The following is a 15,382-nucleotide window of genomic DNA, read 5'->3' on the forward strand; positions in this document are numbered from 1 at the left end:
TTTGTCTTCTTTTCAGCGTGATAGAAAACCTTTGCAGTCTAGGAAGGGTGAGCACTGGCGCGGAGCGAATTTGTTATTCGTGAGCACCAGCGCGCAGACCTGACACCGAATGCGAGGGTTTGTCTACACGCTGAGACTGTAAACCTCGTGTTTACAGTCTTTTTTTATTGAAAAATGACTCCTCAAGACTGGCCCTCTCTCAATTCTCTCATTCATCTCTCTTCCTTCCTGAAAAACAAGACTACTTCCAGCTGGTCAAGCATATAGTGTAAAAAAAGCTGGAGGTTCTATATGAAACAATTTCTCCCAGGTCTACACCCGTCGGTCGCTGCAATGGCAGGCATGAGGTTCTTATCCGCCGCCATTGAACTGACGGCAGCCATCCTCATTTTAATCACAAATGATGTACGGAAAGCGGTGGTCATCAATAGTATATTGGCGATCATCGGACCGCTCATTTTTATTATCACGATGACGATTGGAATCTATCAAATTGCAGGGCAGCTATCCTATGCAAAGCTCGTGTTCATTTTCATTGGTGTCGTGTTTATTCTTGTTGGGATCTATAAGTGAAACGGCTTGGCATAATTAACGGCTCACATCATACATTTTAGAGAAGAAAAAAAGGAGGGGAATTCGTTGCGGAGTTTGTTGGATATTCTCCCGCACTCGATTGGACAAGAACTCAGACTGCTGAAAGAGGCAGAATGGGCGCAAATAGAAGAAATCCGCATTCGCACGGATCGTCCTATTGAACTGATGCAAGGAGGAAAACCACGTTTCCTTTCTTATCACACCACCTGGGAAGATGCGTCTCAGCTATTAGGCAGGCTGAGCAATTACAGCATGTACACACTTGAGGAAGAGCTAAAACAGGGCTATATCACCATATCTGGCGGACACCGGGTAGGACTTGCAGGAAAAGTGATCGTTGAAAACGGATTTGTCAAAGGGCTAAGAGATATCTCTTCATTTAATATCCGCATTGCAAAAGAAAAAATCGGGATTGCGCTTCCCTTTCTTCCTTATTTATATGAAGAACACTGGCACAATACACTCATCATCGGTCCCCCGCAAACGGGGAAAACCACATTGCTCCGGGATATAGCACGTCTTGCTAGTACAGGCACAAAGACAATCCCTCCTAGAAAAACAGGCATTATTGATGAGCGTTCTGAAATCGCCGGTTGTATAAGAGGGGTGCCGCAGCACCATTTTGGCCACCGGATTGATGTACTCGATGCGTGTCCAAAGGCTGAAGGGTTGATGATGATGATTCGGTCAATGAGCCCAGAGGTCATGATTGTCGATGAAATCGGAAAAAGTGAGGATGTCGAGGCACTTTTAGAAGCGATTCATGCCGGAGTCAACATCATCGTCTCAGCTCATGGCTATTCACTTGAAGATGTATATAAACGTCCTTCATTTAAGCCGTTATGGGAGCTTCGTGTGTTTGAACGATATGTTGAATTAAATCGAAACAATGGACCAGGTACGATCGGGCGGATTTACGGCGGGGATGGCCAAGAGATGAAATGGAGGCGGGGAGTGGACGTATGTTAAAGCTCATTGGCGCTATTTTCATTGTCGCGGCCACGACTTGGGGAGGATTCGAGTTTGCCAAACGATACAGCGACAGACCTAAACAAATTCGGCAGCTGCGCTTTGCTCTCCAGTCTCTTGAAGCTGAAATTATGTATGGCCAAACCCCTTTAGCACGGGCGGCAGAGCAAATTGCAGCGCAGGTAGGTCCTCCTGTGAATCAGCTGTTTGAACAATTTGCAGAAAAGCTGAAAGTGGGGACTTTTTCTGCACGTCATGCATGGAACGAAAGTCTTGAAGATGTTTGGAAAAAGACTGTCTTGAAAAAAGGCGAATATGAGGCGCTGAAGCACTTTGGGGAAACTCTTGGCCAGCATGATGTCACTTCTCAGCAAAAGTACATCAAGCTTGCTTTAGGCCATTTGGAATCAGAGGAGAAAGAAGCAGAAATCGCCCAAGCGAAAAATGAAAAAATGGTTAGAAGCCTCGGGTTTTTAAGCGGATTACTACTGATTCTTTTATTGATGTGAGAGGAAGGGAGTCGAGAGCATGGGCGTTGATGTAAACGTCATTTTTCAAATTGCCGGAGTAGGCATCGTCGTGGCCTTTCTCCATACGATTTTAGACCAAATGGGGAAGAAAGAGTACGCTCAGTGGGTGACGCTGCTTGGGTTTATCTACATTTTGTTTATGGTGGCAACCATTGTAGACGATTTGTTTAAAAAGATTAAAGCCGTATTTCTATTTCAAGGATAGGGGAGGGCTTACAAATCGAAATCATACAAATTGTTGGACTTGGTTTAATCGCTACTTTTTTAGCATTAATCGTCAAAGAACAAAAGCCAACCTTCGCCTTTATGCTTGTCGTTTTTACTGGATGTGTGATTTTCCTTTATTTAATTGATCAAATCTATGCCATTATCTCAATGATTGAAAAAATTGCAGCAAGTGCCGGCGTCAATATGAAATATGTTGAAACCATATTGAAGATCATCGGCATTGCCTATATTGCAGAATTTGGCGCTCAGCTGACAAAAGATGCTGGACAAGGCGCCATTGCATCAAAAATAGAGCTAGGCGGTAAGATTCTCATCTTGGTTATGGCAGTCCCGATTTTAACAGTCATCATTGAGACGATCTTAGGGATGATCCCGTCCATGACGTAAATGAAAAGAGGTGACGACAATGAAACGGGTGACCGCTGTAATGGGATTAATGCTTTTCTTTTGGCTGTTTGCTCCGCATGCAGAGGCAGAAGAAAAAGAACCTTTATCTAATGAACAGCCAGCAGCAGAGGAAGTGGCGAATGGACAGGCTGATGCACTTGAGCTTCATTCCATCAGTGACTTTTGGGAAACCATTTTGGACGAGTATGGCGGCTTTTTGCCAGAAAGCCAAAAGGGCACAGTGAAGGAAATGATTGACGGCGATAAAGAGCTGTCTCCCCAAACATGGCTGAAAGCCTTTGTACATTATCTATTTCACGAGGTCATTGCAAACGGAAAGCTCCTAGGTACTCTCATTTTACTCACCATCTTTTGTTCGCTTTTGCAGCTTTTGCAAAATGCTTTTGAACAAAGCACTGTCAGCAAAGTCGCATATGCTCTTGTTTATATGGTACTGATTATTATTGCACTCAACAGCTTTCATGTGGCGATTTCCTATGCCACAGAAGCCATTCAAACGATGACCAGTTTTATTCTTGCTCTTATTCCTCTTTTACTAGCGCTTATTGCTTCATCAGGCGGGCTTGTCTCAGCCGGATTCTTTCATCCTGTTATTTTATTTTTAATGAACACGAGCGGTGTTTTCATTCAATATGTCGTTCTTCCGCTCATCTTTTTATCAGCGATATTGAGCATTGTCAGTACGCTGACCGAACAATACAAGGTCACCCAGCTTGCGCAGCTGTTAAGAAATGTGGCAATTGGCGGGCTTGCCGTTTTTTTGACCGTTTTTCTCGGCGTCATTTCCGTTCAGGGTGCATCTGCGGCGGTTACTGATGGAATCGCTCTTCGTACAGCCAAATTCATTACCGGAAACTTCATCCCTGTCCTAGGCAGAATGTTTACAGATGCGACGGATACCGTGATCAGCGCCTCTGTTTTACTTAAAAATACAGTTGGACTAGTTGGGGTCGCCATTTTGATTTCAATTGCCGCCTTCCCGGCGATTAAAGTACTTTCGTTAGCCCTTATATATAAGCTTGCTGCCGCGATCCTTCAGCCGTTAGGGGGCGGACCCATCATCAGCTGTCTTGATGTTATTTCAAAAAGTGTGCTGTATATATTTGCCGCACTTGCTGTTGTGTCGCTCATGTTCTTTTTAAGCATTACCGTCATCATTACTGCGGGTAATCTGACCATGATGATGAAGTAAGGAGGGGACACCTTTTGAGCTTTCTCACGGAATGGATCACAAGTATTATTCTCTTTATCTTATTTGCGATTGTCATTGATCTTCTGCTTCCCAATTCGAGCATGCAAAAGTATGCAAAAATGGTCGTCAGTCTGCTGCTCATCGTCGTAATGCTCAATCCGATTTTTGCTTTATTTCGAGCAGATCCTGACAAAATTTTTTCAGAATTGATGAAAGGGAAGGAAGAAGCGCAGTCAGAAGAAATAAAAAATCAGATGAATTTAGAAAAAAAAGAAATACAAGCCTCTCAGCGTGCATATATTTTAAAGCAAATGGCTGTCCAACTAGAAAAAAGCGCAAAGGAGCCACTGGAGAAGGAGAGCTATGAAATGAAACACGTAGAAGTGCTGGCTGATGAGGAGCATCTGGATCAGAATATGGAGGCGGATCAATTTCGCATCAAAGCAGTTCTTTCCCCGCTCACAGGTGATGCTGTAGAAACGGTGGCAAAGGTGGACATTGATCTCTCCAGGCAAAAGGAGGAAAGCGCTGAATCTTCTAGCAAAGAGATCACGAGGGTGAAAGAGACGCTGGCTGATGTTTGGAATACGAGTCCTGAGCACATCGCGCTGAACATTGAGGGAGGTGACGCAGCAGATCATGAATAACAAGGACTGGAAACAAAAGCTGAAATCATTCTTCCAGCCGCCTGAAAAAGGTGAAGGGAAACCCAAATTAACGAAGCACCATTACTTGCTGCTTGTATTCATTATCGGCGTATCTTTCATGTTAGTCAGTCAGATCTTGTCACCGCCATCAAGCAAACAACAAGCTGCGGTTCCTGCTGCTAAAAAAACATCCTCAGAAGAGCAGGAAGTATTCAAACCGGCATCCTCAGGTAAACCAAAGAATTCAATTGAGGACGTGGAGCAAGAATACGAAAACCAGCTGAAAGAAATTTTAGAGACCATCATCGGCGTTGAGGATGTATCCATCGTGGTCAATGTAGATGCAACGTCTTTAAAAGTGTTTGAAAAAAACAAATCCAATAAAAGTACAACGACCGAGGAAACAGATAAAGAAGGCGGCGTACGAAGTGTCACCGATCAAACAAAAGAAGAAGAAGTCGTCATCATCAAAAATGGCAATGAAGAAACACCAGTCGTTGTGCAAACGAAAAAACCAGAAATTCGAGGTGTCCTCGTTGTTGCTCAAGGAGTAGACAACGTTCAAATAAAGAAAACCATCATTGAAGCGGTTACACGAGTGCTTGATGTACCGAGCCATAGAGTGGCTGTTGCCCCTAAAAAAATCAAGGAGGATTCGGAATGATGTTAAAAAAACAAACGGTTTGGCTATTAACGATGCTAAGTTTAGTTGTCGTATTAAGTGTGTACTATATCATGTCTCCACAGGGTGAAAATGCAGTGACAGTAGAAGATACGAAATCTAAAGGGACTGAAGAGAAAAAGGTTGAAACAGAAAAAGGAACGGACAAAGGAATGGAAAAAGGCGCTGATAAGAAATCCACTGACAAAGAAACAAACGGCAAACAAGAGGATATCGAAACAAGCGGTGAAGAAGGAAAGGCTGTGTCAGAGCAGACAGACGATGAGCTTTTTACAACATACAGACTAGAGCTTGAAGATAAACGAAGCAAGCAGCGCGAAGAATACAACGAAATCGTCTCCAGTGACGATGCAACAGCGCAAGAAAAAAGTGAAGCATACGATCAAATGACAGCACTTAGTGAGGCAGAAGGAACTGAGCGTCAGCTTGAGACCTTGATCAAAACAAAAGGCTATAAAGATGCGCTCGTAAGTGCTGAAGGAGATAAAGTGAGCATCACGGTTCGTTCTGATAAAAAATCAAAGTCTCAAGCGGCCGATATTATTGATATGGTCACAAAAGAAATGAGAGGTCTTGATAACGTAGCTGTCACTTTTGAGCCCACTAATCAATAAAAAATGAACTGGCGCCCTTTGCCGAAAAGGGCGTTTTTTGATGCGGCTTGACGCCCCTTCCAAGGTGCTTTCGCGAGGCGCTTCGCCACAATAGTAGTTGAATTCATTGAAATCCTCCTGTAAGATGTGTATAGTACGTACTTTTAGTACTAGCCTATAATTAAAAGATAAATCCATACATAGGGGTGCAAATCCATGTTAAAAATTGAAGAAATTCATGAACTGATTAAATTAATTGACGACTCTACAATCGACGAATTTACGTACGAAAACGAAGGTGCGAAAATCAAACTGAAGAAAAATAAAGAAGTCGTTCAGCAAGTTGCGGCACAAGCACCAGTGGCTCCTGTCCAAGCAGCTCCGGCTCAACAAGCTCCTACAGCACAAGCTCCAGCTCAGACTGAAGCCCCTGCACAAGAGGCAACTGCGTCTGAAAATCTGCATAAAATCACATCCCCAATGGTTGGCACATTTTATGCTTCCTCTTCACCAGAAGCAGATCCATACGTGACAACAGGTTCTAAGGTGAAGGAAAATTCAGTTGTATGTATCGTTGAAGCGATGAAACTGTTTAATGAAATCGAAGCAGAAGTAAAAGGTGAAATCGTCGAAGTATTAGCTGAAAACGGTCAGCTTGTAGAATTCGGACAACCCCTCTTTCTAGTGAAAGCAGAGTAAGGAGTACGATCATGATTAAAAAGCTATTAATTGCAAACAGAGGAGAAATCGCAGTTAGAATTATCCGCGCTTGTAAAGAGCTTGGAATTGAAACTGTTGCGGTATTTTCTGAAGCGGATCGCGATGCGCTGCATGTACAAATGGCTGATGAAGCATATTGCATCGGACCAACTGCTTCTAAAGATAGTTATTTAAATGTCACGAATATCGTCAGCGTAGCAAAATTAACAGGAACAGATGCGATCCATCCAGGATACGGCTTTCTAGCAGAAAATGCAGACTTTGCAGAGCTTTGCGAGGAATGTAATGTGATCTTTGTTGGACCAACCGCGTCAGCGATTTCCAAAATGGGAACAAAAGATGTCGCGCGAGAAACAATGAAGAGTGCAGGCGTCCCGATCGTTCCTGGTTCTCAAGGAATTGTAAAAGATCTTGATGATGCTGTTTCAACAGCAGCTAGTATTGGGTATCCTGTCATTATTAAAGCAACTGCAGGCGGAGGCGGTAAAGGAATCCGTGTGGCTCGTACAGAAGAAGAGCTTATTAACGGAGTCACCATCACGCAGCAGGAAGCGGCGCAAAACTTTGGGAACCCTGGTGTCTATTTAGAAAAGTTCATTGAAGACTTTAGACATGTGGAAATCCAAGTGCTTGCAGATCAGCATGGCAATACGATTCATTTAGGAGAGCGTGACTGCTCGATCCAAAGAAGAATGCAAAAGCTTCTTGAAGAAACACCATCACCAGCACTGAATGCAGACATCCGTGAGCAAATGGGTGAAGCAGCCGTAAAAGCAGCAGAAGCTGTTGAATATACAGGTGCTGGAACAGTTGAATTCATTTATGATTATAATGAAGAGAAGTTCTACTTCATGGAAATGAATACTCGTATTCAAGTAGAGCATCCTGTGACAGAAATGGTCACAGGTGTAGACTTGATCAAAGAACAGATCAAGGTTGCATCAGGTGAGAAGCTTTCTCTTACACAAGAGGATGTCGTATATGAAGGCTGGGCGATCGAATGCCGTATCAATGCAGAGAACCCAGAGAAAAACTTCATGCCTTCAGCTGGTGAAATTAAAATGTATCTTCCGCCAGGCGGTTTAGGAGTACGTGTTGATTCTGCCGCTTATCCGGGCTATGTGATTCCGCCATATTATGACAGCATGATTGCAAAAGTGATCACATATGGTAAGACGAGAGAAGAAGCGATTGCGAAAATGAAACGTGCGCTTCAAGAATTCGTCATTGAAGGAGTCTACACAACGATTCCATTCCACCTTAGATTGCTCGAGCATGAAACATTTGTGAGTGGTAATTTTAATACGAAGTTTTTAGAAACATACCAAATCATGAAATAATCACAGCTTTCGGAGGTGAATGATCGTGTCAGAAAACAATTTGCTTGAAATGAACCTTGATGAAGATCAATTGGGAAAAGTGCAAATTGCACCAGAAGTGATTGAAGTCATTGCTGGGATCGCCGCTTCAGAAGTCGAAGGCATTGCCGAAATGCGCGGCAATTTCGCTGCTGATGTAGCAGAACGCTTTGGTAAGAAAAATCACCGTAAAGGTGTAAAAGTAGATGTCTCTGATGAAGGCATCACAATCGATGTGTATTGTGTGGTTGAATTTGGCCTATCCATTCCAAAGGTATCCACTGCTGTACAAGAAAATATCCGTCAAACCCTTTTAAACATGACTGCCTTAACGATTAATGAAATTAACATTCATGTCGTTGGCATTCAATTTGATACAAAAGCACCTGATGCTGAAGTAGATCAAGAAATGTAAAGAAGGGTTCAAGTGAAACCAAGGAGGCATTGCCTCTTTGGTTTTTTAAAGCCCATTTTTGGGTGATTTCCGAATATTGATAACGTCACGTGTTGATTGATTCGTTTTTCGTCACAGCTCGCATGGATCTTGGTGCGACCACGGTCAAAATATGTTATGATCTCTGTATGGCTTAACGACAAGCGGATAAAGTGGTTAAAGGAGTAAATAATGAAAAGAAGAACTGCAAGAGAAAAGGCGTTACAAACATTATTTCAAATTGATGTGAGCAATATTGATCCGAAAGAGGCCATTACACATGCGCTGGATGAACAAGAATCAGATCCTTTTTTCGAGGAACTGGTTTTCGGTGTGCTTGAACAAAAGGACAAGCTTGATGACATGATCTCACAGCATCTAGTGAATTGGAAACTCGATCGTATTGCAAACGTAGACAGAGCCATTTTAAGGCTGTCTGTGTACGAGATGGTGTATCAAGAAGACATCCCAGTTAGTGTCTCAATGAATGAAGCGATTGAACTTGCCAAATTATTCGGCGATGATAAAGCACCGAAATTTGTAAATGGTGTACTTTCGAACATTAAAAACGACCTAAAGCAGCAATAGGAGGATTCGACATGACAGCAACAATCATCGATGGGAAAGAAACAGCAAAAGAAAAGCGTGAACAATTAGCAAAAGAAGTAGAAGAGCTAAAACAAAAAGGAGTCACACCTGGTCTTGCCGTTATTCTAATCGGTGATGATCCGGCTTCACTTTCTTACGTACGCGGGAAGAAAAAAGCAGCAGAAGCAATGGGCATGCATTTCCAGCTTGATCATTTAGATGCTTCTTTAACAGAAGAAGAATTGCTTCAGCTGATTGATCAGTACAATGCGAACGATCAATTCCACGGGATTCTTGTTCAACTTCCACTGCCTAAACACATTTCTGAAAAAGCCGTTATTGAACGTATTTCACCTGAGAAAGATGTAGATGGTTTCCATCCATTAAATATCGGGAAAATGCTGCTTGGGGAAGATACATTCCTTCCTTGTACACCAGCAGGTATTGTTGAATTATTGAACAAAACGGGTGTCGATCTTTCTGGAAAAGAAGTGGTTGTTGTGGGGCGCAGCAATATTGTCGGCAAACCAGTTGGACAATTGCTGTTAAATGAAAACGCAACGGTTACTTACTGCCATTCAAGAACGGCAAATATTTCAGAACACACGTTAAAAGCGGACATTTTAGTTGTTGCCGTCGGTCGAGCAAACTTTATTAAAGCTGACCAAATCAAAGAAGGCGCAATTGTCATCGATGTAGGAGTCAATCGTTTGGATACTGGGAAGCTTGTTGGGGATGTTGATTTTGAAGGAGCAAAAGAAAAAGCTTCTTACATCACACCAGTCCCTGGCGGAGTCGGTCCAATGACGATTACGATGCTTGCACACAATACGGTTAAATCAGCAAAACGTACATTAGCATAAGCTTTATCCATTCATCCACCTGCATGATGCCGGTGGATGAATGTGCGTTTTTGAAGAGGAGGAATACGTCATGAGTGAAAAAGCCTTTGTGACGGTCACAGCCCTTACAAAATACATAAAAAGAAAATTTGATGTTGATCCGCATTTAGAAGATATTTGGATCAAAGGTGAGTTATCCAATGTGAAGATTCATTCAAGAGGTCATGTGTACTTCACCTTAAAAGACGAAAACGCACGCATGCAAGCTGTCATGTTCCAGCGTTCCGCAGCAAAGCTGCCTTTTTCACCAAAAAGCGGAATGAAAGTGTTTGTACGCGGCGGGATTCAAGTATATGAACCAAGCGGCAACTATCAATTATATGCAAAAGAAATGCAGCCTGATGGTGTTGGTGCTCTTCATCTCGCTTATGAAGAGCTGAAGAAAAAGCTGGCAAGTGAAGGCTTATTTGATGCGCGCTATAAAAAACCAATTCCTGAATATCCAGAGGTTGTTGGTGTCATTACATCCCCAACAGGAGCGGCTGTCCGGGATGTCATTACAACGATTAACCGGCGCTATCAGCAGGCGAAAATCATTGTGCTTCCTGCGCTTGTCCAAGGTGAAAATGCCACTCGTTCAATCGTTGAGAGGATCAAGGAAGCAAATGAAAAACAGCTCTGTGATGTCTTGATTGTCGGAAGAGGAGGCGGTTCGATCGAAGAACTTTGGGCCTTTAATGAAGAAGCTGTCGCAAGAGCAATCTTCGCATCAGACATTCCAATCATTTCTGCAGTGGGGCACGAAACGGACTTTACAATCAGTGATTTCACCGCAGACATGAGAGCACCCACACCAACAGGAGCAGCCGAGCTCGCTGTTCCAAGCACAGCCGATTTAATAGAACGAATCAAATCCATCGACATTCGGCTGACAAGGGCCGTGAAGAATCGAACATCACAAGCGAAAGACCGTCTTGTGGCGCTGCAATCCTCTTATGCTTTCCGTTTTCCAAAACGATTGCAGGAGCAAAAAGAGCAGCAATTCGATTTGGTCTTTGACCGTTTTCAAAAACAGCTGACGAGACAAATTGAACAAAAACGCAGTCAACTAGACCGCCAGACATACAGGCTGAAGCCGCTTCATCCAAAAGAACAGCTGCTTCAGGCGAAAAAACGCCATGCCAATGAAACAGAACAGCTCATCCGCAGCATGAATGTGCAAATGAAAACAATTCATTCGCAGTTCCAATCTGTTCTTGGTAAACTAAATGCATTAAATCCACTTCAAGTGATGGAAAGAGGCTACAGTTTAGCCTATAAAGACGATGAACTGATTAAAAGTGTGAACCAAGTTGATACGAAGGATCAGCTGGCTATCACCATGAAGGATGGACGTCTGATTTGTGAGGTTATTGAGAAGGAGGGGCAATCATCATGACAGAATCAAATAAACAAAAAGAAGAACAAATGACATTTGAAGAAGCGATGAAAGGTCTTGAGGAGATCGTTGGGAAGCTCGAAGAAGGAGATGTACCACTTGAGCAAGCCATTCATTATTTCCAAGAAGGGATGACACTTTCAAAGCTTTGTCATGAAAAATTACAGCACGTTGAAAAGCAGATGGATTTCATTTTAAAAGAGGACGGTGAACTGGCTCCTTTCTCAGTGAAGGAGGCAGATGCTGGTGACAAGTAATTTGCAGGATTTTTTAACAACACGAAAACAGGCCATTGAAGATTATTTATTTACATATGTTCAGGAATTGAAGATTCCAGAAGACCTCAAATCTTCGATGCTTTACTCTCTTAAAGCTGGAGGCAAAAGACTTCGTCCTGTTCTCGTTCTTGCTTTATTACATGCCTACGGCAAAAAAGAAGAAGATGGCATACCGGTTGGCTGTGCTGTAGAGATGATTCATACGTATTCATTGATACACGACGACCTTCCTTGCATGGACGATGATGACCTTCGCAGAGGAAAGCCGACCAACCATAAAGTATACGGGGAAGCAACAGCGGTTCTCGCTGGCGATGCTCTTTTAACAGAAAGCTTCCGTCTGATTACATCTCAGCTATCTAGCAGCGTCTCTCCTGACCAAAAACTCAAAATCGTAGATGAACTTGTGAAGTCAGCAGGTGCGCTAGGAATGGTTGGCGGGCAATTTGATGACATGGAAGCAGAGCAAAAACAAGTCCCGCTTGCAGAACTAGAATCCATTCACGCCCGGAAAACAGGAAAGCTTCTCACATTCAGCGTCACAGCAGGTGCCATGCTGGCAGGTGCATCAGATGACGAAATCGAAAAACTAAGAGAATTCAGCTATCATATCGGTATTGCTTTTCAAATCCGTGATGACATTTTAGATCTCGAAGGAAGCGAAGAAAAAATAGGAAAACGGGTCGGCTCTGATACAGCGAATGAAAAGTCGACATATCCTTCTTTATTAACGCTTTCAGGAGCAAAAGAAAAACTGCACGAGCACATCACACGTGCAAAAGAAATTGTCTCAAATCTTGAAATAGAGCAGCAATTGCTGCATGAGTTATGTGATCTGATCGCCTCAAGAGATCATTAAAAACAGCCTAGATTTGAGGGTCTTCGAGCAATTGTGGTAAACTGTAAACAGTTTATCATGATGAGACAACTCTTATTCCCGCTTGGTTTTCATAGGAATAAGGCATTATATATGTAGATAGAAATTTTGTTGAAAGCGAGTTGATCCTGATTGGATCTTTTATCAATAAAAAATCCAACGTTTCTAAAAGGAATGTCAATAGCAGAATTAGAGGAGCTTAGTGCTGACATTCGCATGTTTTTAATTGAGTCCTTGGCTAACTCTGGCGGGCATATCGGTCCGAATCTGGGTGTCGTTGAACTTACGGTTGCCCTTCATAAAGTATTTGACAGCCCGAAAGACAAATTCCTTTGGGATGTTGGACATCAGTCTTATGTTCACAAGCTGTTAACTGGGAGAGGGGCGGAGTTTGATACACTTCGTCAATATAAAGGACTTTGCGGATTTCCTAAACGAAACGAAAGCGAGCATGATGTATGGGAAACAGGTCACAGCTCAACGTCATTATCTGGCGCGATGGGTATGGCGGCGGCGCGTGATATTAAAGGAACAGATGAATATATCCTGCCAATTATCGGAGATGGTGCATTAACCGGAGGTATGGCGCTGGAAGCTCTGAATCATATCGGTGATGAAAAGAAAGATATGATCGTCATCTTAAACGATAATGAAATGAGTATTGCACCAAACGTCGGTGCGATTCACACAATGCTTGGCAGACTGCGCACAGCAGGCAAATACCAATGGGTAAAGGACGAGCTCGAATATTTATTCAAGCGGATCCCAGCTGTAGGCGGAAAGGTTGCTGCCACAGCAGAGCGTATTAAAGACAGCCTCAAGTATTTACTTGTGTCTGGTATGTTCTTTGAGGAAATGGGATTCACTTACTTAGGTCCTGTCGATGGACATTCTTATGAAGATCTTTTTGAAAACCTTGAATATGCAAAGAAAACAAAAGGTCCTGTCCTGCTGCATGTCATCACGAAAAAAGGAAAAGGCTATCAGCCGGCAGAATCCGATAAAATTGGGACTTGGCATGGTACAGGTCCATACAAAATTGATACAGGTGACTTTGTAAAACCAGCAGCAGCTGCCCCGTCATGGAGTGGTCTTGTCAGTGAAACAGTCAGAAAGCTTGCGCGTAAAGATGAGCGAATTGTGGCCATCACACCTGCGATGCCTGTTGGCTCAAAACTTGAAGGCTTTGCAAAGGAATTTCCAGAGCGAATGTTTGATGTAGGAATTGCTGAGCAGCATGCAGCTACAATGGCAGCTGGGCTTGCGACGCAGGATATGAAGCCATTTTTAGCGATCTATTCAACGTTCCTGCAAAGAGCTTATGATCAAGTGCTGCATGATATTTGCCGCCAGAACCTCAATGTATTTATCGGGATTGACCGTGCGGGTCTTGTCGGTGCAGATGGAGAAACGCATCAAGGTGTGTTTGATATTGCCTTCATGCGTCATATGCCGAATATGGTGCTCATGATGCCGAAGGATGAAAATGAAGGTCAGCACATGGTCAATACAGCCATTCAGTATGATGAAGGTCCTATTGCCATGCGTTTCCCGCGCGGAAATGGTCTTGGCGTGAAAATGGATGAACAGCTGAAAACCATTCCGATTGGGTCTTGGGAGGTTCTTCGTCCAGGGAAGGATGCCGTCATCTTAACATTCGGTACGACGATTAAAATGGCGCTACAAGCAGCTGAGGAACTTCAAAAAGAAGGAAAATCAATACGTGTCGTCAACGCCCGGTTTATTAAGCCGCTTGATGAAGCGATGCTAAATGACATTCTTTCTGAAGGGATTCCGATTTTAACGATTGAAGAAGCTGTGCTACAAGGCGGATTTGGAAGCAGTGTATTAGAATATGTACACGACAAGAAAGCATCACATATTAAAGTAGAACGGATGGGTATCCCAGATCAATTTATTGAGCATGGAAGTGTTGATGCCCTGCTTGAAGAAATTGGTCTGACGAAAGCACAGGTTGCTGAGACTTTACGTGGCCTGCTTCCCGCAGCACCAAGAAAAGGAATTGGATCATGACATCAAAGAAAGAACGACTTGACGTTTTATTAGTCGAACAAGGACTAATGGAAACAAGAGAGAAAGCAAAGCGTGCCATCATGGCAGGAATCGTTTACTCAAATGAAAACCGTTTGGATAAACCAGGAGAGAAAATTGCTCGTGATACTCCGCTCACAGTGAAGGGGAATCCTCTCAAATACGTAAGCCGAGGCGGGTTAAAGCTCGAAAAAGCGCTCAAAGAATTTGACCTGACAGTTGAAGGGAAATTGCTGATTGATATTGGCTCATCTACAGGCGGATTTACGGATTGTGCTCTTCAAAATGGAGCGGTCAAATCATATGCTGTAGATGTTGGCTACAATCAGCTTGCGTGGAAATTAAGGCAGGATGACAGGGTGATCGTCATGGAGCGCACCAATTTCCGCCATTCCGTCCCAGCTGATTTTACTGAAGGATTGCCAGAAGTGGCTTCAATTGATGTATCTTTTATTTCACTTAAACTCATTCTGCCAGCTTTAAAGCATATTCTTGTTCCGGGTGGTGACTGTATTGCACTCGTCAAGCCTCAATTTGAAGCGGGCAGAGAGCTTGTTGGGAAAAAAGGCATCGTGCGCGAGCCGTCTGTCCACCTCGGTGTACTAGAAGAAATGAATCAATTTGCTGCTAAAGAAGGCTATGATGTAAACGATGTTTCATTTTCGCCTATCACTGGTGGAGACGGAAATATTGAATTTCTGCTTCATTTAGTGCTTCATCCTGATCAAGAGGAGAATACGGCGCTTCCGGTTTCAGAACTTGAGAAGGTCGTGAAGGAAGCCCATTCTGTATTGAAAGAAAAGAAAAGCAGCCCTGAGCCGGCTGACACATGAGATGATTGATACAAAAGGAATAATAGCTCGCTATTATTCCTTTTCAGATTGTTGACAAAGGGTTAAAATGATCTTTATTTTAGCCCTTTGTCTTCTTTTCAGCGTGATAGAAAACCTTTG

The 15,382-nt window shown here is 43.1% G+C and carries 19 protein-coding genes; all 19 read left to right on the forward strand.

The genetic code is table 11. The features are described 5' to 3' along the window. Positions 1 to 291: 291 nt before the first annotated feature. Positions 292 to 573, forward strand: coding sequence for a YqhV family protein (locus AMR95_RS07855; RefSeq protein ID WP_024422953.1), 282 nt, complete (start codon positions 292 to 294; stop codon positions 571 to 573). A gap of 66 nt (positions 574 to 639) precedes the next feature. Next, the gene (gene spoIIIAA, locus AMR95_RS07860) at positions 640 to 1,563 is read left to right on the forward strand and encodes a stage III sporulation protein AA (protein ID WP_039179890.1); all 924 of its coding nucleotides are present in this window, start codon (positions 640 to 642) and stop codon (positions 1,561 to 1,563) included. Then, on the forward strand, positions 1,557 to 2,072 hold the full coding sequence (gene spoIIIAB / locus AMR95_RS07865) for a stage III sporulation protein SpoIIIAB (protein ID WP_024428003.1): 516 nt from the start codon (positions 1,557 to 1,559) through the stop codon (positions 2,070 to 2,072). The genes spoIIIAA and spoIIIAB overlap by 7 nt, the downstream gene beginning before the upstream one ends. 19 nt (positions 2,073 to 2,091) lie before the next feature. Next, a complete protein-coding gene (gene spoIIIAC, locus AMR95_RS07870) occupies positions 2,092 to 2,298 on the forward strand; it encodes a stage III sporulation protein AC (protein WP_003153142.1) in 207 nt (68 codons plus the stop codon). Beyond that, positions 2,295 to 2,708: a stage III sporulation protein AD gene (gene spoIIIAD, locus AMR95_RS07875; RefSeq protein WP_087978339.1), complete on the forward strand. Its 414-nt coding sequence runs from the start codon at positions 2,295 to 2,297 to the stop codon at positions 2,706 to 2,708. The genes spoIIIAC and spoIIIAD overlap by 4 nt, the downstream gene beginning before the upstream one ends. Before the next feature lie 19 nt (positions 2,709 to 2,727). Then, positions 2,728 to 3,921 (forward strand): stage III sporulation protein AE, encoded by a 1,194-nt coding sequence (gene spoIIIAE / locus AMR95_RS07880; protein WP_039179887.1) that lies wholly within the window; start codon positions 2,728 to 2,730, stop codon positions 3,919 to 3,921. A 14-nt stretch (positions 3,922 to 3,935) separates the two neighbouring features. Further along, complete coding sequence (gene spoIIIAF / locus AMR95_RS07885; RefSeq protein ID WP_058838027.1) at positions 3,936 to 4,568, forward strand: stage III sporulation protein AF; 633 nt, start codon at positions 3,936 to 3,938, stop codon at positions 4,566 to 4,568. Continuing rightward, complete coding sequence (spoIIIAG, locus tag AMR95_RS07890; protein WP_039179881.1) at positions 4,561 to 5,232, forward strand: stage III sporulation protein AG; 672 nt, start codon at positions 4,561 to 4,563, stop codon at positions 5,230 to 5,232. The genes spoIIIAF and spoIIIAG overlap by 8 nt, the downstream gene beginning before the upstream one ends. Then, on the forward strand, positions 5,232 to 5,864 hold the full coding sequence (locus tag AMR95_RS07895; protein ID WP_024428006.1) for a SpoIIIAH-like family protein: 633 nt from the start codon (positions 5,232 to 5,234) through the stop codon (positions 5,862 to 5,864). Before spoIIIAG ends, AMR95_RS07895 begins: the two co-directional genes overlap by 1 nt. Before the next feature lie 195 nt (positions 5,865 to 6,059). Next, the gene (gene accB, locus AMR95_RS07900) at positions 6,060 to 6,542 is read left to right on the forward strand and encodes an acetyl-CoA carboxylase biotin carboxyl carrier protein (protein WP_039179875.1); all 483 of its coding nucleotides are present in this window, start codon (positions 6,060 to 6,062) and stop codon (positions 6,540 to 6,542) included. A gap of 11 nt (positions 6,543 to 6,553) precedes the next feature. Further along, entirely contained in the window at positions 6,554 to 7,903 is a 1,350-nt protein-coding gene (gene accC, locus AMR95_RS07905) for an acetyl-CoA carboxylase biotin carboxylase subunit (protein WP_039179872.1), read from the forward strand. 25 nt (positions 7,904 to 7,928) lie between these two features. After that, positions 7,929 to 8,336: an Asp23/Gls24 family envelope stress response protein gene (locus AMR95_RS07910; RefSeq protein WP_058838028.1), complete on the forward strand. Its 408-nt coding sequence runs from the start codon at positions 7,929 to 7,931 to the stop codon at positions 8,334 to 8,336. Positions 8,337 to 8,546: 210 nt separating this feature from the next. Continuing rightward, entirely contained in the window at positions 8,547 to 8,942 is a 396-nt protein-coding gene (gene nusB / locus AMR95_RS07915; protein ID WP_012010530.1) for a transcription antitermination factor NusB, read from the forward strand. An 11-nt stretch (positions 8,943 to 8,953) separates the two neighbouring features. After that, on the forward strand, positions 8,954 to 9,805 hold the full coding sequence (gene folD / locus AMR95_RS07920) for a bifunctional methylenetetrahydrofolate dehydrogenase/methenyltetrahydrofolate cyclohydrolase FolD (RefSeq protein ID WP_039179869.1): 852 nt from the start codon (positions 8,954 to 8,956) through the stop codon (positions 9,803 to 9,805). A gap of 70 nt (positions 9,806 to 9,875) precedes the next feature. Further along, on the forward strand, positions 9,876 to 11,222 hold the full coding sequence (gene xseA / locus AMR95_RS07925; RefSeq protein WP_041086139.1) for an exodeoxyribonuclease VII large subunit: 1,347 nt from the start codon (positions 9,876 to 9,878) through the stop codon (positions 11,220 to 11,222). Further along, entirely contained in the window at positions 11,219 to 11,479 is a 261-nt protein-coding gene (locus tag AMR95_RS07930; protein WP_003215880.1) for an exodeoxyribonuclease VII small subunit, read from the forward strand. The genes xseA and AMR95_RS07930 overlap by 4 nt, the downstream gene beginning before the upstream one ends. Then, a complete protein-coding gene (locus AMR95_RS07935; RefSeq protein ID WP_197412135.1) occupies positions 11,463 to 12,359 on the forward strand; it encodes a polyprenyl synthetase family protein in 897 nt (298 codons plus the stop codon). The genes AMR95_RS07930 and AMR95_RS07935 overlap by 17 nt, the downstream gene beginning before the upstream one ends. Positions 12,360 to 12,509: 150 nt before the next feature. Further along, positions 12,510 to 14,411 (forward strand): 1-deoxy-D-xylulose-5-phosphate synthase, encoded by a 1,902-nt coding sequence (gene dxs, locus AMR95_RS07940; protein WP_058838030.1) that lies wholly within the window; start codon positions 12,510 to 12,512, stop codon positions 14,409 to 14,411. Beyond that, on the forward strand, positions 14,408 to 15,262 hold the full coding sequence (locus AMR95_RS07945) for a TlyA family RNA methyltransferase (protein ID WP_058838031.1): 855 nt from the start codon (positions 14,408 to 14,410) through the stop codon (positions 15,260 to 15,262). Before dxs ends, AMR95_RS07945 begins: the two co-directional genes overlap by 4 nt. Positions 15,263 to 15,382: the final 120 nt, after the last annotated feature.

It is taken from the genome of Bacillus sp. G1(2015b) (assembly GCF_001482475.1).
GTDB lineage: Bacteria > Bacillota > Bacilli > Bacillales > Bacillaceae > Bacillus > Bacillus safensis.